Genomic DNA, 19,731 nt, shown 5'->3' with positions numbered 1-19,731 from the left:
CCGATGCCACGCTTGCTCTCATAACGAACGTCCGCCGGGGTTCCCGGCGGACGCTGTCTGTCGCGAGCTTGCGCTGCTTACGGCAGCTGCTTGCCCTTGTAGGTGGCTTCGAAGCGGTCGAGGACGGCGTTGCCGTTCTTGACCAGGTTGTCGATGCCTTCCTGGACGCTGACCTTATTGGCGAAGATGGCCTGCATCTGGTTGCCGAATTCGGCGCGGATCTGAGTGAAGTTGCCGAGGCGGACGCCGCGGGTGATCGGGGTCGGCTCGGAAGCGGTCAGGCTGGCGATAGCGACTTCGCGGCCCTTGTATGGAGCCTTGTCATAGAAACCGGAGGACTTCATGAAGTCGAAGCCGGACTTCTTGACCGGGATGTAGCCGGTGTTGGTGGACCAGAACAAAGCGGTTTCGGGCTTGCCGATGAAGTCGAGGAACGCTGCGGCACCCTTGTACTCGTCAGCCGACTTGCCGGAGAGGACCCAGAGCGACGCGCCGCCGACGAGCGAGTTCTTGCGCTCGGTGCCGGCGTAAACCGGGAGCTCGGCGACATCCCAGTTCATGCCGGCCTTCTGCGTCTTGCCGACCGTACCGTGGTCGCCGACCGAGGTCATGATCATCTGGCAATCGCCGGCGGCGAAGGCCTGAACCATGTCCTGGCCGAGGTCCTTGGACTTGATCTTGATGAGGCCCTGGTCGTACCAGCTCTTGAGATCCGTCACATACTTGACGAACTTCGTCTTGTTGACGGTCAGGCGGGCGTCGAGGCCGTCATAGCCGTTGTTCTTGGTGGCAACCGGCTGGTCGTGGATGGCAGAGAACTGTTCCATCAGCTGCCAGCTTTCATTGCCGGAGATGTTGATCGCCATCGGGCAATCATAGCCAGCGCCCTTGAGCGCCTTCATGTCTTCGGCAGCTTCTTCCCAGGTCTTCGGAGCGGCGGTCTTGCCGATCTTGGCGAAGGCGTCCTTGTTCCAGTAGAGCAAGGCGGTCGAAGAATTGAACGGGAAGGAAAGCAGTTCGCCCTTGGAGGTGGCGTAGTAGCGGGCGATACCCGGGAAATAGTCGTCCCACTTAACCTTGTAGCCGTTTTCGGACATCAGCTTGCTGACCGGGTAGTAGGCGCCCGAAAGCATCATGGTGGCGGTGCCGACGTCATAGACCTGGACGATCGTCGGCTGCTTGTTGGCGCGGAAGGCGGCAATCGTGTTCTGCAGCGCGGCGTCGTAATTGCCCTGACTGACGCAGGAGACTTCATAATCCTTCTGGGAATCGTTGAAGTTCTTGCAGAGCGTCTGGACGACGCGTTCCAGGTCGCCCGAAAGGCCAAACCAGAAATCGAACTTGGTCGGAGCAGCAGCGGCCGGCATCGCCAAAGCGACGCTCATGACGCCGGCAGTAGCAGCCGAAATGAAGTTTTTAAGTTTCGACATAATCCCTATTTCCTTTTTGAAAGCTCGGAACCGGTGGCCTTGCGCAAGTCCGCGGTAGCGGCGTTATAGACAAGCTGTGTGACAGTTTGTTGAGAGCAAGAATCCCGCATTGACGGGCTTTTTCACACGGGTAGCGGCTTTGCGGAGCAGCGCTTATCGCAGGATCGTGCATTTGAGGTTCTGCTGATCAAAAGGTGTGGGCTGCGCCTGTTCGCCCACAGATTGCTGGTCGGTCGGGAAGACGCGATGGTCCTCCTTGCCTGTGCCCCGAGCCGTGTTGCAAGATTACCGGCAGGACGTTCGGATGGCATTGGAGGAATGAGAATATGGGTCTCAGCGAGCGGCAGAAAATGGCGGCGGGGGAGTGGTACTGCTGTTTCGATCCGGAGCTCGATGCCTTGCGCTGGCAGGCGCGCGAGGCTGTGCATGCACATAACACGATGCTGCCCGCCCAGCGGGGCAATCTTGCGCCGGCTTTGTTTGCGCTCTTTGCCGAGATCGGCGAGAGCGTCTTCATCGAGGCGCCGTTTCATTGCTCCTATGGCATCAATATCTCGCTCGGCCGTCGGGTCTATATGAATGCCGGCTGCACGATCCTCGATAGCGCCAGCGTCCGCATCGGTGACGGCAGCATGCTGGGACCGGGCGTCCATATCTATTGCGCCGAACATCATAGGGATGCCGAATTGCGCGGGGCGGGTCTGGAAGTCGCCCGACCGGTGACGATCGGCAGAAGCGTCTGGATCGGCGGCGGCGCGATCCTGGTCGGCGGCGTGTCGGTGGGGGACGGCGCGATCATCGGCGCCGGCGCGGTCGTCACCAGGGATGTTGCCGCCGGCGCGACTGTGGTCGGCAATCCGGCTCGTCCCGTTCGTGCGGGATAGGATAAAAGAGTTAGTTTGCCGGGCGGCGTTTTCGCGTCCACCATACGACGAAGCGGCGGCGCCAACGGCGCACCATAGGCATGTCGTGCGAGAGCACGATAAAGCCCAGTGGCAGCATCCAGAAGCCGAGCACCGGCAGGAAGCCGAGCAGTCCGCCGAAAATGAGGGCTATCCCCACGCCGACGCGGGCAAGGCGCGATCGGGGCAGGGGGATTCTCACGGAGCCGAAAACCAGCTCGCGGGTCGAGGGATCAATGCCAAAACGGCGGGTTTTCCGGCCATTCCGATCGGCATTTGCTGTCGTTTCGCTTTGATCGGTCATCCACAGGAAATGGTGGCGCGAGGAAATAATGCAAGAGAATGCATTTTTTTTGAAAAAACCGCTTGGCAAATCGGGAAAGCATTTGTATTACCCCGCTCACACCGCGCCAAGCGCATTCCCTGGTAGCTCAGCGGTAGAGCATTCGACTGTTAATCGACAGGTCGCCGGTTCGAATCCGGCCCGGGGAGCCACTCTTCTTCTACAGAATTGAAGCTGATATCGGAGCAAGCGTGCCCGATTGACTTAATGCTGTGTCCGTAATTCTCTAAGCTGATGAGTGCGGCCAGGCTTATAGCAGCACATTTTTGCAGTTTTATTGCGCATGCCCCGCAGCACTAACTTCGGCCGAGGCTCGCCTGGTTCGACAGCGGTATCTTCGTTGACCGGTCTTTCCCATTCATGCCAGATTGCCGCCACCTGTCAGCCAGGCGTCAATGCCGGTGGGCAATCGGGGATGTGGGCCAAATCTGGCACATTTGGGGGATAAGATGGCCGAGAATGCGAGCTTTCGTGGTGGAGTGGCGGTGGGATGGGTTCTTAGCGTAATTGTGATTCTTGCATTGGTGGCCGATGGGGCGGTTGATCTGTTTGCGCCGGCCTTGATCAGCGCGCAGATGGCGGAGACGGGCTTTCCCGCCAATCTAGCTACGGTGGTGGGTTTGATCATCTTCGTCTGCGTCATTCTTTACGCAATTCCGCGCACGGCAGTCCTTGGAGCGATCCTGACGACCGGGTTCTTCGGCGGTGCAATTTGCGCCCATCTGCGTCTCGGAGAAATCGGGTCGCCTCCACAACTTATAAGTTTATTACTCGGCGTCATGGCGTGGGGTGGCCTTTATCTTCGCGACGAACGTATTCGGTGCCTGCTGCCCCTTCGTTCGGTGGACGACTGAAAATCGAGCGCATGACTCATTCAGACTTTTTGCGGTGCAATAACAATATCTTGCGCTGCACTTTTCTTCCCATGGGATGACGAATGGTAGCGGGCTAATGAGATCGTGCCAAAATGATGCATTCGTGATTGTCGAGAGCCCGCCAAGGGATCTCTCGGGTGGATATATGTGGTCTTTCTGAAAAAATTAGTTCAAGGTATGGTTGCTCTCGCGAATGTGAGAGCATGTTCATGTGTCGTTAATGCCATGCGGCGCATGAACGTAATGCGCGATCCGCGCAGCATAGTCCCCCAATGCTTTAGAGGTTCGACATGAAAAATCTGATTCTTGCTTCTGCAGTAGCTGTGGCGTCGGTCTTTGCCTTCAGCGTGCCGTCCGAGGCCGCTCCGATGCATCATCATCGTCATCACCACTATCATCATCACTGCCATGTGAAGAAGGTAAAGCGCAAGATTCATGGGCGCTGGGTTGTGCGCCACGTGCGCGTCTGCCGCTGATCGGAAGACTTAAGGGCCGGCGCAGGTTCCTCTTAAACCCATACGGCCGCTGCCGGAGTTCCGGTGGCGGCCGTATCGTTTGCGTTATACCTCGAAGTGACCGGTTGCCCGCGTGTGGCGGCAGTTTGGCAGCCGGCACATCAGCTGCGATGTGCCAACTGCCCGCAGCGCCGGTACGCTAGGGCCGAATCTCGAATATTACGCCGCCATGGCGGCGATGATGATAGCGACGGTCGTCCCGCCATCTGTCATCCCAATGACGGCGGCGATCCCAGCCGCGGTCACCATGCCAATGACGACGATCGCGATCGCGCCAGCGGGGACGGTCGTCATCGCCCCATCGGCGCGATCCACGCTCTTGCACAAGGATAACATCAGAAGCGCGCGATATGGATGGACTGCTCGGCGGCGCGGCCATTGCGGGCAGGGCGGCGGGTAGCGCCGAGCCTATGGCCAGCGTCACGCTCAAGGCGAGTGAGGCAAGGTGGTGTTTCAAGATTCTAACTCCTGTATTCAGCCATGTCCCTTTCATCGCTAAACGCCAGCGCAGCGACTAGGTTCCCCTTTTCGTTGACTGGAGATCCTTATGACACGCGTATTGATCGCAGAGGGAGCCGCTGATTGCAGGTGTTACAAAAAAAGGGGGCCGGCAGGGAAAGCCGGCCCCCTTCCTTCTCTGATCGGAGGTCAAGTCTGATCAGGTTAGAAGTTGCGTTCGAAGCGCAGGATGCCCGAAACGGTGTCGTCGTGGGCATAGTCATAGTGAACGTAGGTCAGTTCCGGCTCGACCAGGAGGTTCTTGACCGGGTTGAACTTCAGGTTCGTGGTTGCTTCGAAGATCTTCGAGTCGCTATAGGCGAGCTGGAGGTTCCACTTCAGCTTGTCGTTGAACGGAACGCCAACGCCGCCCCAGACAGCCCAGTCACCCCAGCCGCACTTCGATGCATTGACGGTACCGTTCGGTGCCGTGCAAGCGGAGACGTCCTGGTTGGTGCCTGCGTACTTGTTGAGCTTGTCGCCATCGGTGTTCCAGCCGCCCATCAAGAAGGCCGTGAATGCGCCGAAGTCAGCATCGACGCGAGCCTTGATGGCGCCTTCTTCGACGATCGAGTCGTAACCGCCGACGACCTTGAAGCCCCATGCGCCAGACTTGAAGCCGGCACCGGCGACGACGTCAGGAGCGTAGTGGTTCGTCTTGTCGTCCGTCCACCAGCTTGCACCGTAGGATGCCGAGCCGGTCGTGGCGGAGTTGGAATCTTCGAGCGAGATCACAGCCGAGAAGCCGTTGCCGGCATCATATTCATAGGTCAGCTGGTTGAGTTCGTACGGACCGTCATAGATCACGTCGTCGTTGATGACGTCGCCGGCGTAACCGATGTAGAGGTTGTATTGCGAGTCCTTCTTACCAACGGTGAAGCCGCCAAGGCTGATGTAGGACCACAGCAGGTTGGTGGATGTGGAGCCGCCGTCGTTCCAGTCCCAACGAACGATGGTTTCGGTCTTCAGCGGACCGTACTCGGTGTCGGTCGCGGTGTCGACGTTCAACTCAGCACGGGTGTGCCAGAGCGTGCCCTGATGGCTGTCGCGGTTGTAAGCGTTGTACCATTCACCTTCCGTACGAACCTTGCCGCCGATCTTGAGGCAGGTTTCGGTGCCCGGGATGAAGAAGTAGCCAGCGCCGTATGCGTCGCAGATACGGACGTATTCCAGCGGCTCGGGCTCAGCTGCTACGATAGCGTCAGCAGCGTGAGCACCGGATACTGCTGCCAAAGCAGCAGCGGAGCCGAGAAGAAGGCTCTTGATGTTCATAATAACTCCAATCTTTCTTGATTGGGCATGAGATATCGCGCCGAGAAACGACGTGCCCAACCCCATCCCGTTCATGTTCCCTATCAGTAGGTGCGAAGTAATAAGCTTCGCGAACTATTTCCTGAACCTGCTTCAGTGATTTGGCAAGATACTAAGGGGACGGAACTATATGTGCACTACTCGAAAACCGGCGTTGTTGCAAAAATGACGCAATTCACGGGGCGTCTGATCCCAGCCTGTTTGCCATCTCGTTTGGATGGCTTGTCTTCTATAAGTCCTGAAAGCGTTTACGTCTCCGGCTGTTAAGGCGATACGCGCGCTGATTTGGGGCGGGCGAGGGCAGGAAGCCGCCGCCATATGATTATGGGCACTCCTGAGGCCGGGCGCAGCCGATTGCCCCTCAATCCGGATGGCCGCCCGAGTCGCGGTTCTTCTGAGTCGCAACTATTGAAACGATTCCCGGCAACGAAACCCGTGGTGGCGCACGCGCATCACTCTATAAAAGAGAAGGTGAGAGACCGTCTGGAATCGCGCTTGGTTGCGATGCGGTTGATGGGCGCTTGGCCATGGTGCGTCCGACGACATTACTGGGGGCGTAGTCTCGTCGGACGCGGCACTGTCCGGTCCGTGGGTGGCTTACAAACCGGTAGTACGAATGCTAGCAGCCACCACAGGTTTCCATAACCTACCTGAATGGGCTGGCAGCTCCAGGCGCCCGATAGGATGGCTGCGTCGCGATCCAGCAATGAATTTTCGCCCTCAGTTTCCATCGGTTCGCCAAAATCCAAGATGGTCGCCACAGCATCTGAAATGAAGCGTCATCGGCAGCAGCGCCTCATGGCGCGGTCGGTCTTTGCCATCGCAAATGAAGGATCGGGTAGGGGCGGCCCTGATCGTCGACATCGGCGCGCCCCGTCCCCTTGAATCCGAGCCGCTCGTAAAAGCCGACAGCGCCCGCATTCTGCTCGTTTACGTCGACGGTGACGACATCTTTTCCAGCATGAAAGCCGTTCGGCCGATATTGGCACATCTGCGACGCTCCTGCCGTCTTGGGCGCAATGCATTTCATCACCCGCATTGAAGGCTTACACACGAGCAGCGGGCAATTCTCTCTTCAGAGTGAAAAAAGGACAGAATTCAGAATAAGCCTCTTGCGGTTTTCTTTGGATCATTCTAAATCCGCGCCACCACAACGCAAATTGCTTTCGGATGGCCTCGTGGCGGAGTGGTTACGCAGAGGACTGCAAATCCTTGCACCCCGGTTCGATTCCGGGCGAGGCCTCCAATTTCCCTTAGATCCCCAATAAGAAATTGATTTTTCTGCGGAATTTCAGCGTGATTTGGGCCTGAAGCATCCAGCTATACCGAAGTTAAATGTGGCAATCCGTTCTATGTTCGGTTTTCTGTCTCATTGGCTGCCAGCAGTGATTTGGTGCCTATTCCATTTGCTCTGTTCATGGGTAGTCCGGCATCTGACTACCCAGTGTGCAGGACGGCGGTGGCGCGTTCGATCTTTCGAAATTCTCTACTGAGCAAACATCATAAGCGACACGATACCGAGCAGTGCCAAAGCACCGAAGATTGGCAGCAGTCGAATCATAATTAGGCGAGCAAGCTTCCTGCGCTCGACCGGTGTCAGCGCAAGCCACTGCGACTTCGGTAACGACATTGATACTCCCTATCCCCGTCTCAGCGTCGCATTCGAAACTGAAATGACGCTTAAGGTACTGAGGACTTACGGGAGTTGAGGATGGCGGGTGTCGGCGTTTCAGCTTCGGGCATCGCCCAAGTGACAAATGCAATCGAACGCCGATCCGGTTCGGTGCTGAAAGTGCGAAGCAAATGAATAGAGAATTCGTGCTTCCACAAAAGCAAAAGCGGTCCAGTCTAGGGAAAAAACTGGGCCGCCTTTCGCTGGACTAGAGGTCAATCAAATTCAGCATCCTAATTATAAGTCGTACTTAGTAATTGTCAACGCAAATGCGATGTGACGTCTTCGCGCATCAAGCCTCGCGCTCTGCGGCCTGACTGAGATCTTCGCTGGAGCTACCGGTTCCGTTGCGTATTTGGTCCGCAGACGGGCAGGGGCGTGGTCGCTTCGGATGATTCTCAATCCTCAGCGAAAGTTTTAGCTGTCTCGTGTCGGTTCTTAGCCGCCATTGCGGAAGAACGACTATTCCTCAAGGCAAGGAAAGGCGAATTTGTAGGCGCGTGCGATCAACGAACTGGCAGGCCGCTCGAGCTGCCAGGAGTGCTCCGCCATCCATTTGCAGGCTATCGTCGTCGCCTTTGTATTGCTGAGCTCGGGCGGCAGACAGAAAGCGCCGACGAACTGTTGAAGGTAGCGCTCGTAGCGCGATGAGTTTTTCGGAGTCTGCTTCGTGGCTCGGATTGTCAGACTCTTCGTCCGCTGGGCCTCGTCGAGAATGCCCTGAATATAGACAGACGCGAGCGTTCGGTCCTCTTCGCACCATTCGTCGAGCTGTTTTCCGGTAACGACATGTCCGATGATCGGGGCTGTCTCTTTCGGCTCATCCTCGCTTGACGTTTCCTCGCTCAACGCGACCTGGGGTAAGAGAAGGAGAAGCGCGGCAGCGAAGAGCGAAAGCCTCATTCGGAAAACCTACATCATCGAGGAAAGGCTCGCGGCCAGAAAAACCACCAGCGGCAGCGACGTTACGACGAAAAGAACGAGAGAAACAGGCATCCCGGCCACCTTCTATTCAAATTTAATGTTTGGGCCGAACAGCTTCGGGCCGGAAGGTCGATTGGTCACCCACCCGGGCGGGTCCAATATCCCAAAGCGTGGTCGCGTGAAGTTAACATTTTGCTAACGAGCGTTCCGGTCTGGGACATGGCGGATTCGCAATTCTTGCAGAATCCCGAGTATCAAAAGGCGCTGGCTCGAATTTAAGGGGTCGATTGTTGTTCGTCGGCGACGCCTCACCATGAATCTCGGCGCCTGTTGCGGCAATGCCTTGAAAGCGCAGCGTCAGGCGATTAAGACACGCGTAACAGAAAGTAGAGCCAGCCCGTTCGGGCACCAAGGGCGCAAGAGGATAAGATGGATTTCGAAGCAGCGCGCGTGAAGATGGTCGAGAACCAGATCCGGACGACGGATGTCACCTCCCATTCCGTGTTGAATGCATTTTTCGCCGTACCGCGCGAAAACTTCGTACCGGAGAAGTCGAAGCTCCTGGCCTATGTCGATTGCGATATCGAGGTCGCTCCCGGGCGCTTCCTCATGGAAGCCTCGCCGCTTGCAAAGCTGCTGCAGCTCGGCGCGATCACCAAGGACGACAAGGTTCTCGATGTCGGCTGTGGCACGGGCTATGTCTCCGCTGTCCTGTCGCTTCTCGCCGGCAGGGTTATCGCGCTTGAATCCAACGAGGAGCTTGCGGCTCAGGCGAAGACCAATCTTGCCGCGCTTGGCTACGATAACGTGACGGTCGTTGGCGGTGACCTTGAAAAGGGGCATGCCGCCGATGCACCCTACGATGTGATTTTCCTCAACGGCTCGATCGAGCAGTTGCCGCAGGGCCTGCTTGACCAGCTCGGCGAAGACGGCCGCCTGATCACGGTCATCGGCTATGGTCACGCCGCCCGAGCGACCGTTTTCATGCGCGAGCGCGGTGCCTTCTCGGAAAACGTCTTCTTCAACGCCTCGATCAAGCCGCTTCCGGGCTTTGCCAAGGCCAAGGAATTCGTCTTCTGATTTTCTGGACGAGCTATTTTTGAGCTTGCGACGGGCGCCTTTTGGCGCCTGTTTTTTATTGTCGCCGCCTGTGGCAGAATCGTGCTTAGCAAAGCGATTCGTCGTGATCGTAACAAAACTGTGCATCACCGGGTTTAGTGCTTTTCAGGTGATTTTTTTCCCGAAGGCAGTCATCTAGGGTGGCCCTGATTCGGGTGCCGCCTGGCGAGTTTGTGGTGCGGGTTTCCGGTCGCTGAATATGGGAAAACGGGGATGAATATGGCTCAGCCAAATGTAGTGCGTGAACCGTCCATGGAAGAGATTCTGGCGTCGATCCGCAGGATCATCGAAAGCAACGAACCCGTAGGCGCCAAGCCGGTTCCCTCAACGCATTTCGCCGGCACCGGCATGCGTGATGACGATATTCAATTGACTGTGGATGAAGAGTTCGCTGCCGCCGATCGGGCGCGCGCAGCGGAACAGGATCCTCGTTTCGTTGCGGCAAACTCCCAGGTGCCGGTTGCAGAGCCGGAAGCTGGCGGCCGCGGTCTGTCGCTGGCCGATGTTGCCGCGCGTGTGCGTGCTGCTTCCGAGCGTAATACCGCCGCATTGCTGAATGCGGGGCGTGAGCCGCCACAGCCGCGCGAGCTGCCGCCCGCCATGGCTGCGCGCCTTGCCGAGGTGCACGTCGAGCCGATCGCCGACACCCCCCTGAGACAGGCCATTGCGGATGTTGCCGCGCCGGTCGCTCCGCCTGTTATGCCGGCGGTGGCCCAGGTTGAACCTGAGATGGAAGCGCAGAGGCCGACGGCTGCCTCTGCGGTGCCTCAGGTCGCAGCACCCGCCGAGACACCGATTTTTGAGGCGTCAGAACTAACCATTGCCGTGCAAGCGGAGGCTGCATCCTCGCCATCGGCCCAGGCCGTATCCGCATCGCCGCTGATGTCGGAAGCCGCCGGCGCACAGGTTTCCCGCTCGTTTGAAGAGCTGGCTGCCATCGTCGATGGCGGCCCGCGCCGTTCTCTCGATGAACTGGCGCAAGAGATGCTCCGGCCCATGCTTCAGGAATGGCTCGACGACAACTTGCCGACCCTTGTGGAACGTCTCGTGCGTGAAGAAATCGAACGAGTGGCCCGCGGTCCGCGCCGCTGACAAGCCTGAGCTTCGGGTAGCTGATCCGCCGCTCCGGGCTCCGGGGCGGCTTTTTTATTGACTTGCCCACGGCCATCCTATTTACAACCCGCATCACCCAGTCCTCTAGATCCGGTCATAAAATGCTCGACAAAACATATGATTCCGCCACCGTCGAACCGAAGATCGCCCAAAAATGGGATGAGGCCGACGCCTTTCGCGCCGGTGCGAACGCCAAGCCGGGCGCGGAAACCTTCACCATTGTTATCCCGCCGCCGAACGTGACCGGTTCGCTGCACATGGGTCATGCGCTGAACAACACGCTGCAGGACATCATGGTGCGGTTCGAGCGCATGCGCGGCAAGGATGTTCTCTGGCAGCCGGGCATGGACCATGCCGGCATCGCCACGCAGATGGTCGTCGAGCGTCGTCTCGCCGAGCGCCAGCAGCCGGATCGCCGCAAGATGGGCCGCGAAGCCTTCATCGAGAAGATCTGGGAATGGAAGGCCGAATCGGGCGGTTTGATCTTCAACCAGCTGAAGCGCCTCGGTGCGTCCTGCGACTGGTCGCGCGAACGCTTCACTATGGACGAGGGCCTGTCCAAGGCCGTTCTCGAAGTCTTCGTCACGCTCTACAAGGAAGGCCTGATCTACAAGGACAAGCGCCTCGTCAACTGGGACCCGAAGCTCTTGACGGCGATCTCCGATATGGAGGTCGAGCAGCATGAGGTGAAGGGCAATCTCTGGCACCTGCGCTATCCGCTGGAGCCCGGCGTTACCTATCAATATCCGATCGCCTTCGACGAGGAAGGCAAGCCGACCGAATTCGAAACGCGCGATTATATCGTCGTTGCGACGACGCGTCCGGAAACGATGCTCGGCGATACCGGCATCGCGGTCAATCCGGAAGACGAGCGTTATCGGGGTATTGTCGGCAAGCATGTCATCCTGCCGATCGTTGGCCGCAGGGTCCCGATCGTCGCCGATTCCTATGCCGATCCGACTGCCGGCACTGGCGCGGTAAAGATCACGCCGGCGCATGATTTCAACGACTTCGAAGTCGGCAAGCGCGCCGGACTGCGTGCCATCAACGTCATGGACGTCGATGCCTCGATCACCATCAAGGATAACGAGGACTTCCTCCAGGATCTCGATCATCCGGCAGCGCTGCATGGCGCCTGGGACGAGCTGGAAGGCAAGGACCGCTTCGAGGCTCGCAAGATCATCGTTCGTATCTTCGAAGAGGCGGGCCTGCTCGACAAGATCGAGCCGCATACGCATGCCGTGCCGCATGGCGATCGTGGCGGGGTGCCGATCGAGCCGCGCCTGACGGAACAGTGGTTCGTCGACAACAAGACGTTGGGGCAGCCCGCGCTGGAATCCGTTCGCGAGGGCAGAACCAAGTTCGTGCCCAGGAATTGGGAGAACACCTATTTCAACTGGCTCGAAAATATCGAGCCGTGGTGCATTTCCCGCCAACTCTGGTGGGGTCACCAGATTCCGGCATGGTATGGCCCGGACGGGCAGGTCTTTGTCGAAAAATCCGAGGAAGAAGCGCTGCAGGCCGCGATCCAGCACTATCTCTCGCATGAAGGGCCGATGAAGGCTTATGTCGAGGACCTGCTGGAGAATTTCAAGCCCGACGAAATTCTGACGCGCGATGAAGATGTGCTCGACACCTGGTTTTCGTCCGCACTCTGGCCGTTCTCCACGCTCGGCTGGCCGGACGAGACGCCGGAACTGGCGCGCTACTATCCAACGAACCTCCTCGTGACCGGCTTCGACATCATCCCGTTCTGGGTCGTTCGCATGATGCAGATGGGCCTGCATTTCATGAAGGACGAGAATGGCAATCCCGTCGAGCCGTTCAGCACGGTCTATATTCATGCTCTCGTTCGCGACAAGAATGGGCAGAAGATGTCGAAGTCCAAGGGCAACGTCATCGATCCGCTGGAACTTATCGATCAGTACGGTGCCGATTCGCTGCGTTTCACGCTGGCGATCATGGCCGCGCAGGGTCGAGACGTGAAGCTCGATCCGGCCCGCATCGCCGGTTACCGCAACTTCGGCACCAAGCTCTGGAACGCCACGCGCTTTGCCGAAATGAACGGTGCCAAGAGCGATCCGCATTTCGTGCCCGAAGCGGCCGAGCTCACCGTAAACCGCTGGATCCTGACAGAGCTGGCGCGTGCGGAGCGTGACGTTACCGAAGCGCTGGAAAGCTTCCGCTTCAATGATGCCGCAGGCGCTCTCTATCGTTTCATCTGGAATCAGTTCTGTGACTGGTACCTTGAGCTCTTGAAGCCGATCTTCAATGGCGAAGACGAGAATGCCAAGGCGGAGGCTCAGTCCTGCGCAGCCTATGTTCTCGAAGAGACCTACAAGCTTTTGCACCCGTTCATGCCCTTCATGACCGAGGAGCTCTGGGCGCACACGGCAGGCGAGGGGCAGGAGCGTGAGGGCCTGATCTGCCATGCGGATTGGCCGGCACCGTCCTATGCCGACAATGTCGCCGCCGATGAAATCAATTGGCTGATCGATCTCGTTTCCGGCATTCGCTCCGTTCGTTCGGAAATGAACGTGCCGCCGGCCGCGACGGCGCCATTGGTTGTTGTCGATGCCAATAGCCTGACGCGCGAGCGCCTCTTCCGCCACGATGCCGCCATCAAGCGGCTAGCGCGCGTGGAAGCGGTTTCGCTTGCCGATACCGCACCGAAGGGTGCCGCTCAGATCGTCGTCGGCGAGGCGACGATCTGCCTGCCGCTTGGCAGCCTCATCGATCTCTCCGCCGAGAAAGCGCGCCTCGAAAAGGCGATTGCCAAGAACGATCAGGAAATTGCCCGCATTGCCGGCAAGCTTTCGAACGAGAAGTTCGTTGCCAACGCCAATCCGGACGTCGTCGCCGCCGAGCGCGAGCGCCTCGGCGAGCTCGAGGGGCAGCAGTCGAGCCTCAAGGTGGCGCTGGCCCGCGTCAGCGAGGCCGGCTAGGACATGCGTGCGATCGAAGGTGCAAAGCACAAGAAGCGAAACTGAGAAATCGCGATTCGCTTGAGGAAGTAGAGATCTGGGATCGAAAAAGGCACGCGGTGTTCGCCGCGTGCCTTTTCGTTTATTTCTCTCGAATCGATAGAATTGACGGGATCTAACACCCTGGATCCGCCGTCAGTTTCGCACAGGCGAAACAGATTACCCCTAAAGTTGCGGGACGCGCTCGAAAAGCAAAACTGTTGTCATATTGTAACAGAATTGTTGCCGTGAAGAATGAGATTCTATTAGGGGCTAAAAATGCTATTTCGAAAGAAAAAATTACCTACACCGATGGATTTTCAGAGGCGGCGTTCGTTTTCTTACGTAAATCAACCACTCTCTTACATAGGCAGTGCTCTTGTGGGCCACATTGCCAATTCACGCGATCATCGCAACAATCAAACCACTGAATGCACATGTGGGGGAGATACAATGGCATTTTCTGTTGCGTTGAGGAGCGCAGTTACACTCGTTATCAGCTCGTCTTTCGCCACCGCTGCCTTTGCGGGCGGCCTTGATCGTGGCGGCTATGATATTGATTTGCTTTTCGACAAAGGCCGTTATGTATTCGAGTCAGGCGTTACTTACGTCATGCCCGACCGTAAACTGAAGAACGCCAAGGACATCAACCCGGCTGACGGCAACCTCAACAACCGTAGCCGTTCGACGGATGCGGCGGAAAATTACGCCATTCCCTATGCCGCTTTCAAGATCGGCATCACTGATGATCTCGACTGCATGGCCGACTATTCGCAGCCTTTCGGTGGCCATCTCAACGAAGGTTCAAATTGGGCCGGCGCCAATAACGAAACCGAAGTCAAGGTTCGCACGAACAACTATTCGGCCACCTGCTCGTACAAGTTCGATGCAGGTCCGGGTCAGCTGCGTCTGATCGGCGGCGGTTTCTATCAGGAAGTCAGCGGCTACAAGTCGCGCCTCGTCTACGCCACTCCGGCTCCGATTTCAGCCATTTACAACGGCATGGGTTCGCTTGACATCGACGGTCACGGCTGGGGCTGGCGCGCGGGTATCGCCTACGAAATTCCGGAATATGCCTTCCGCACGAGCCTCGTCTACAACAGCCGGGTCAAATACGACAACCTGAAGGGCAGCGTCGACCTGACCGAAGTACCGCCACCTGTTGTCCCCGGCTTCGGTGGCAAGGTAACGTCTGTTTTCGGCTCGGCCGATGCTCCCGACTCCCTGGAATGGAAGGTACAGACCGGCATCGCGCCTGATTGGCTGGCCTTCGGATCGGTTAAATGGACCAACTGGAGTATCCTTCAGAGCATCGCGCTCTGCCCGAGCTCCACGCGCAGCATATCCTGCAGAGCCAATGGCCCCACAGAGCTTACCTCGCTTGATCTGCTGTACAGGGACGGCTGGACGATCACCGGCGGTGTCGGGCACAAGTTCAATGACAAGTGGAGCGGCGCCGTCAGCCTGACCTGGGATCGCGGTACAAGCGATGGCTATGGCATGAACTCCGATACATGGACCCTCGGCGCGGGCGTGGCCTATAAGGCGACAGAGCATGTTCAGTTCAATTTCGGCGGCGCTCTCGGCCTCATGACATCAGGCAAATCCGGACCGGTCACGCGCGGCGGTGTCGTCTACGGCAATGATGCGACCTATAGCTTCGGCAATGACTTGGTCGCCGCTCTTCAGACATCGGTGAAAGTCAGCTTCTGACGATAAGCCATTGAATTGAAGGAGCTAGTTGACTGATCCTTCACTCTATCATCAACGTCGCGAGCTTTTCCGAGTCTCGCGACGTTTCTTTGTCTGAACGGCAAAAGGCGGAACGCAAACCGCCTCTTTTGCCTGATTTATGGTTAAAGAAATCTCAAGTTCGATAAAATCTTTGTGACGAATTAGCAACACTCTATTTCAAGACATTGCAGCCACGTGATCAGATTACAATTTGTCCATTTCCCGCCACAAATGGGGAGCAGCGATTACGTGGGCACAGGGGCAAGCCTTGTAGAAAGTGCGTAAGCGGTCGATGGGTGAACTTCCACTTTGGCATAAGCAACAATTCGGGATCGGAGCTGCGATGCTTCCGACGCAGCCGAAAACGCGTTGTCTGCCAAGGGAAGTCGTCAGCCGGCCGATCTTTGGGCTCCATCATCGGAAGGCGAACGAAGGTGCTGCTTCGATGGTGGGATGCGATAGCGGCCGCGCAAATGCTGGTTTGGACATAATTGCAAGCTATGCTCGCAATTGTGGCAAACAGCATCGGTTGGATGCCACAGGAAATGCCTTTTCGAAGGACGATCCAGTCTCGTGCGCCATCAGGGAAAACATTCGTGAAGCTGGCGGCGATTATGCAAGTGCCGTGACAGGTCCGAATGGAGCGAAAGAAATCGACTGTTATGTTTAAGTCCGAGTTCATATCAGCGAGAGTCATGATGCTCAGCCTGTCCCTTGCCACCGCGGTGGTACTGGCGGGTCAAGCCAAGGCATTCGATATCAATGCCGGCGTCACCAAGGAATCAGGTCCGTTCGATCTCTTCAAGTTCGGCTTTAAGGCCTACAAGAACGGACAGAAGGAAGAGGCAGTCGAAGCCTATCGTTATGCCGCCGAAAAAGGCCATACCGGCTCACGCTGGGCCTTGGCCAATATGTATGCCGATGGCGACGGCGTGGCGCAGAACGATTTCGAAGCCTTCAAGATCTATAGCGAGATTGCCCAGCAGGGTGTGGAACCGGGCTCGGAAGACACCGGCTTCTTCATCAATGCGCTGCTGGCGCTCGCGAGCTACTACAAGACGGGCATTCCCAACAGCCCGGTGAAGATCGACCTCAACCAGGCCCGGCAGCTCTATTTCCAGGTGGCATCGACATTCGGCGTTCCGGAAGCGCAGTTCCAGTTGGCGCAGATGATGCTGTCCGGCGAGGGCGGCGCCACCAATGTTCAGCAGGCCAAGAAATGGCTGAACCAGGCCCGCAAGAGCGGCCATCCGGGCGCCATGGCCGTCTTCGGCAATATCCTGTTCCAGGAAGGCCAATCCATCCGCGGTCTCGCCTTCATGACGGCGGCGCTGGACAAGTGCAAGCCGAAGGACTGCAGCTGGATGGAAGACCTGCAGGAGCAGGCATTCTCCGTTGCCAACGAGAACGACCGCCGCGTAGCGGTCTCCATGGCCCATCAGCTTGATGTTGCCGGCTCCGATTGATCGCGCCGGCTTTACTGACGCTGTTGTTGCTCGGGCCGCGCGGTGTGCTTGCAGCCGAACGGACTAGCTCCCGAAATCAAGATGCGCGATGACGGGCACGTGGTCCGACGGTTTTTCCCAGGCGCGCACATGTTTCTCGATTGCCGTTGCGGTGAGGCGATCGGCAGCCTCGGGTGACAGCATCAGATGGTCGATGCGAATGCCATTGTTCTTCGGCCATGCGCCGGCCTGATAATCCCAGAATGAATAAAGCTTGATTGCATCCGTCGTCGCGCGCACCGCATCGGTAAAGCCGAGATGTTCGAGCTGACGGAAGGACTGGCGCGTCTGCAGCAGGAAGAGGGCATCGCTCTCCCAGACCTTCGGGTCGAAACAATCATGTGGCTCCGGAATGACGTTGTAGTCGCCGGCGAGTATCAGAGGCTCCTCCAAGGCCAGGCGATCCAAGGCGAATTTGCGCAGGCGCTCCATCCAGGCGAGCTTGTAGGGGTATTTTTCAGTATCGACCGGATTGCCGTTCGGCAGATAGAGGCAGCAGACTCGCAGGGCGCCGTGTCCTTCAACGGAGAACACAGCCTCGATGAAGCGGGCCTGTTCGTCGCTGCCGTCGCCGGGTAAACCGCGCCTCACCTCATCCGGTTTCGTCTTGGAAAGAATCGCAACGCCATTGAAGCCTTTCTGCCCATGTGTCTCTACGTGATAGCCGAGCGCTTCGATCTCCAGACGTGGAAAGCCTTCGTCGACCGTTTTGATTTCCTGCAGGCAGACGATGTCCGGGTTCGAGTCCTTCAGCCATTGGCAGAGGTTCTCGATACGCGCTTTGACGCCGTTGATGTTCCAGGTGGCGATTTTCATGGGCGGCTCATTCCTTTGCTTCGCCTTGTTGTATCCGCAGCCGATCGGCTTGACTACAGCCCACATGAAAACCGGCCCGGAGCGAAGGCTCCCGGCCGGTCATCAAATTGTGGAAAAAGAGGGTAGGGATCAGATCGCGAAACTGGTGCCGCATCCGCAGCTTGCGACTGCATTCGGATTCTTGATCTGAAAGGATTGGCCGAGAAGATTGTCGACGAAATCGATCTCCGAGCCCGCCATATAGACCAGCGACAGCTGATCGATCAGGACGGTCGCATTGTCCTTTTCGACGACGATATCGTCATCCTCAGGGCCTTCAACGAGATCGAATTTATAGGAAAAACCCGAACACCCGCCGCCTTCGACGGCAACGCGAAGAGCGCGCTTTCCGGCATCCGCGCCGACGATAGCAGCGATTCGCTTGGCCGCAGCATCCGATAGGGTAACACTTGCCTCAGTCATATTTTCCTCCTGCCGGGGTCAAGATCCGGAGAGAACCAATAATAAGCCGTCGAACTTTCAAACGGCTGATATCCGTAGCCTTTATCATGAAAGTCAGGCCGTTGACAGCTATGGTTTCGTGGTTGAGCCACACACCATTTTGCTGTTTTCTTGTCTATAGGTATGAAGGCCGCAAGGCGGCGTCAATGGGCTGGAATGTACGAAGAGCGGGCATATCTCCGTACTGCCGGACTGGGCCGGGGACCGATTGCAGGGAAACGACTGTCGCGCCGATGGCGGTGCGGGAGCCAAATGCCGGAATGGATTGATAATGACGATTGATACGCATGCATTGGGTTTCGGGTATGGGGAAAAGGCAGCCTATGCGACAAATCCCTGGGAATCGCGTGGAAGGCTCTACGAAGAAGGATCGAGCCCGACACGCTCCGAATTCCAGCGCGACCGCGACCGGATCGTCCATGCGACCGCCTTCCGTCGGTTGAAGCACAAAACGCAGGTCTTCATTGCTCAGGATGGCGATCATTACCGCACTCGATTGACGCATACGATCGAAGTTGCCCAGATTGCCCGCGCCCTGGCGCGAGCCCTGAAACTCGACGAGGATCTGGCGGAGGGTGTGGCACTTGTTCACGATTTCGGCCACACACCCTTCGGCCATACGGGCGAGGATGCGCTTCATGAAGTGCTGCTGCCCTATGGCGGCTTTGATCACAATGCCCAATCCCTGCGCATTGTCACCAAGCTTGAGCGCCGATATGCCGATTTCGACGGACTCAATCTCACCTGGGAAACGTTGGAAGGCCTGGTCAAGCACAATGGCCCGCTGATGACGCCAGACGGCAAGGGCACGCGTGGGCCTGTGCCGCAGCCAATCCTCGATTATTGCGAGATTCACGATCTCGAAATTGCCTCCTATGCCAGCCTTGAAGCGCAGGTCGCCGCGATCGCGGATGACATTGCTTACAATACGCACGACATCGATGACGGTTTGCGCTCCGGTTATCTGACCTTCGATATGCTGGAGGAGGTGCCCTTTCTCGCCAAGCTGATGGCCGAGGTCAGGGCACGCTACCCGCATCTGGAGGCGAGCCGCTTCACGAACGAGATCATGCGCCGGCAGATCACCCGCATGGTCGAGGACGTGATCGCCGTTTCGCAGCAGGCGCTCGCCGAAATCAAGCCGGGCAATGTCGCTGACATCCGTGCTGCCGGACGGATCATCGCAACCTTCTCGCCCGAGATGGCCGAAACCGACAAGCTGATCAAACAGATGCTGTTCAAGCGTATCTACCGTCATCCGGACATCATGCGCATCCGTGCCGGCGCGGCGCAGATCGTCACGGACCTTTTCGGCGCCTATATGGAAAATCCCAGGGAGATGCAGAGCCATTACTGGGTCGATCATATTGAGGGCCTGGCGATCGCCCCCAAGGCAAGGCATGTCGGCGACTATCTCGCCGGCATGACGGACACCTACGCCATCAGCGCCCACAAGCGCCTGTTTGACCAGACTCCCGATTTGCGGTAGGCAGCGGCGGCGTCGGGCCGA

At 57.8% G+C, this 19,731-nt stretch carries 17 protein-coding genes and 2 tRNA genes; 11 read left to right on the top strand and 8 right to left on the bottom strand.

All coding sequences use genetic code 11. From position 1 onward, the window contains the following. Window positions 1-77: 77 nt before the first annotated feature. Window positions 78-1,430, bottom strand: coding sequence for an extracellular solute-binding protein (locus GDN47_RS21840; protein WP_113389582.1), 1,353 nt, complete (start codon window positions 1,428-1,430; stop codon window positions 78-80). Between the two features lie 326 nt (window positions 1,431-1,756). Here GDN47_RS21840 and GDN47_RS21835 point away from each other — a divergent pair, with 326 nt between their 5' ends. Next, window positions 1,757-2,314, top strand: coding sequence for a sugar O-acetyltransferase (locus tag GDN47_RS21835; RefSeq protein ID WP_113389583.1), 558 nt, complete (start codon window positions 1,757-1,759; stop codon window positions 2,312-2,314). A gap of 10 nt (window positions 2,315-2,324) precedes the next feature. On the opposite strand, the gene GDN47_RS21830 is transcribed toward GDN47_RS21835, so the two are convergent. Further along, the gene (locus GDN47_RS21830; protein ID WP_152094317.1) at window positions 2,325-2,636 is read right to left on the bottom strand and encodes a hypothetical protein; all 312 of its coding nucleotides are present in this window, start codon (window positions 2,634-2,636) and stop codon (window positions 2,325-2,327) included. A 116-nt stretch (window positions 2,637-2,752) separates the two neighbouring features. Here GDN47_RS21830 and GDN47_RS21825 point away from each other — a divergent pair. The 3 genes from GDN47_RS21825 to GDN47_RS21815 all read left to right on the top strand — a co-directional run bounded on the left by GDN47_RS21825 (window position 2,753) and on the right by GDN47_RS21815 (window position 4,026). Then, window positions 2,753-2,827 (top strand) — tRNA-Asn (locus GDN47_RS21825). Window positions 2,828-3,124: 297 nt separating this feature from the next. After that, complete coding sequence (locus tag GDN47_RS21820; RefSeq protein WP_152094234.1) at window positions 3,125-3,529, top strand: DoxX family protein; 405 nt, start codon at window positions 3,125-3,127, stop codon at window positions 3,527-3,529. 311 nt (window positions 3,530-3,840) lie between these two features. Continuing rightward, complete coding sequence (locus tag GDN47_RS21815; protein ID WP_069611956.1) at window positions 3,841-4,026, top strand: hypothetical protein; 186 nt, start codon at window positions 3,841-3,843, stop codon at window positions 4,024-4,026. 198 nt (window positions 4,027-4,224) lie between these two features. Here the strand turns inward: GDN47_RS21815 and GDN47_RS32615 are convergent, their stop codons facing one another. From GDN47_RS32615 to GDN47_RS21800, 3 genes are all read right to left on the bottom strand, one after another. Then, window positions 4,225-4,359 carry a hypothetical protein gene (locus GDN47_RS32615; protein ID WP_267904833.1) on the bottom strand — a complete coding sequence of 45 codons (135 nt, stop codon included), beginning with the start codon at window positions 4,357-4,359 and terminating at the stop codon, window positions 4,225-4,227. Window positions 4,360-4,728: 369 nt separating this feature from the next. Further along, entirely contained in the window at window positions 4,729-5,835 is a 1,107-nt protein-coding gene (locus tag GDN47_RS21805; protein WP_069611958.1) for a porin, read from the bottom strand. 835 nt (window positions 5,836-6,670) lie between these two features. Further along, the gene (locus tag GDN47_RS21800; protein ID WP_197044209.1) at window positions 6,671-6,865 is read right to left on the bottom strand and encodes a GNAT family protein; all 195 of its coding nucleotides are present in this window, start codon (window positions 6,863-6,865) and stop codon (window positions 6,671-6,673) included. Window positions 6,866-7,046: 181 nt separating this feature from the next. On the opposite strand from GDN47_RS21800, the gene GDN47_RS21795 reads away from it, so the two are divergent. Beyond that, window positions 7,047-7,120 (top strand) — tRNA-Cys (locus GDN47_RS21795). 888 nt (window positions 7,121-8,008) lie between these two features. Here the strand turns inward: GDN47_RS21795 and GDN47_RS21790 are convergent. Continuing rightward, window positions 8,009-8,449, bottom strand: coding sequence for a Rap1a/Tai family immunity protein (locus GDN47_RS21790; RefSeq protein ID WP_113333497.1), 441 nt, complete (start codon window positions 8,447-8,449; stop codon window positions 8,009-8,011). A 450-nt stretch (window positions 8,450-8,899) separates the two neighbouring features. Here GDN47_RS21790 and GDN47_RS21785 point away from each other — a divergent pair, with 450 nt between their 5' ends. The 5 genes from GDN47_RS21785 (at window position 8,900) to exoR (ending at window position 16,865) form a co-directional block, all read left to right on the top strand. Beyond that, on the top strand, window positions 8,900-9,550 hold the full coding sequence (locus GDN47_RS21785; RefSeq protein WP_152094233.1) for a protein-L-isoaspartate O-methyltransferase family protein: 651 nt from the start codon (window positions 8,900-8,902) through the stop codon (window positions 9,548-9,550). 258 nt (window positions 9,551-9,808) lie between these two features. Beyond that, window positions 9,809-10,681, top strand: a complete 873-nt coding sequence (locus GDN47_RS21780) for a DUF2497 domain-containing protein (RefSeq protein WP_173002539.1) — start codon at window positions 9,809-9,811, stop codon at window positions 10,679-10,681. Between the two features lie 122 nt (window positions 10,682-10,803). Continuing rightward, window positions 10,804-13,647, top strand: a complete 2,844-nt coding sequence (locus GDN47_RS21775) for a valine--tRNA ligase (protein ID WP_113333495.1) — start codon at window positions 10,804-10,806, stop codon at window positions 13,645-13,647. Window positions 13,648-14,118: 471 nt separating this feature from the next. Beyond that, window positions 14,119-15,378 carry an OmpP1/FadL family transporter gene (locus tag GDN47_RS21770; protein ID WP_145320243.1) on the top strand — a complete coding sequence of 420 codons (1,260 nt, stop codon included), beginning with the start codon at window positions 14,119-14,121 and terminating at the stop codon, window positions 15,376-15,378. A gap of 683 nt (window positions 15,379-16,061) precedes the next feature. Beyond that, the gene (exoR, locus tag GDN47_RS21765) at window positions 16,062-16,865 is read left to right on the top strand and encodes an exopolysaccharide production regulator ExoR (protein WP_069611965.1); all 804 of its coding nucleotides are present in this window, start codon (window positions 16,062-16,064) and stop codon (window positions 16,863-16,865) included. Between the two features lie 63 nt (window positions 16,866-16,928). Here the strand turns inward: exoR and xth are convergent, their stop codons facing one another. Further along, a complete protein-coding gene (gene xth / locus GDN47_RS21760; RefSeq protein WP_152094231.1) occupies window positions 16,929-17,720 on the bottom strand; it encodes an exodeoxyribonuclease III in 792 nt (263 codons plus the stop codon). A gap of 129 nt (window positions 17,721-17,849) precedes the next feature. After that, window positions 17,850-18,182 carry an iron-sulfur cluster insertion protein ErpA gene (gene erpA, locus GDN47_RS21755; protein WP_113333492.1) on the bottom strand — a complete coding sequence of 111 codons (333 nt, stop codon included), beginning with the start codon at window positions 18,180-18,182 and terminating at the stop codon, window positions 17,850-17,852. Window positions 18,183-18,492: 310 nt separating this feature from the next. On the opposite strand from erpA, the gene GDN47_RS21750 reads away from it, so the two are divergent. Then, complete coding sequence (locus tag GDN47_RS21750; RefSeq protein ID WP_152094230.1) at window positions 18,493-19,710, top strand: deoxyguanosinetriphosphate triphosphohydrolase; 1,218 nt, start codon at window positions 18,493-18,495, stop codon at window positions 19,708-19,710. Window positions 19,711-19,731 lie beyond the last annotated feature (21 nt).

It is taken from the genome of Martinezella dioscoreae (assembly GCF_009176305.1).
Taxonomy (GTDB): domain Bacteria; phylum Pseudomonadota; class Alphaproteobacteria; order Rhizobiales; family Rhizobiaceae; genus Rhizobium; species Rhizobium dioscoreae.
Note: the sequence above shows the minus strand (reverse complement) of the source record. Positions and strands in the feature narration are given on the sequence as shown.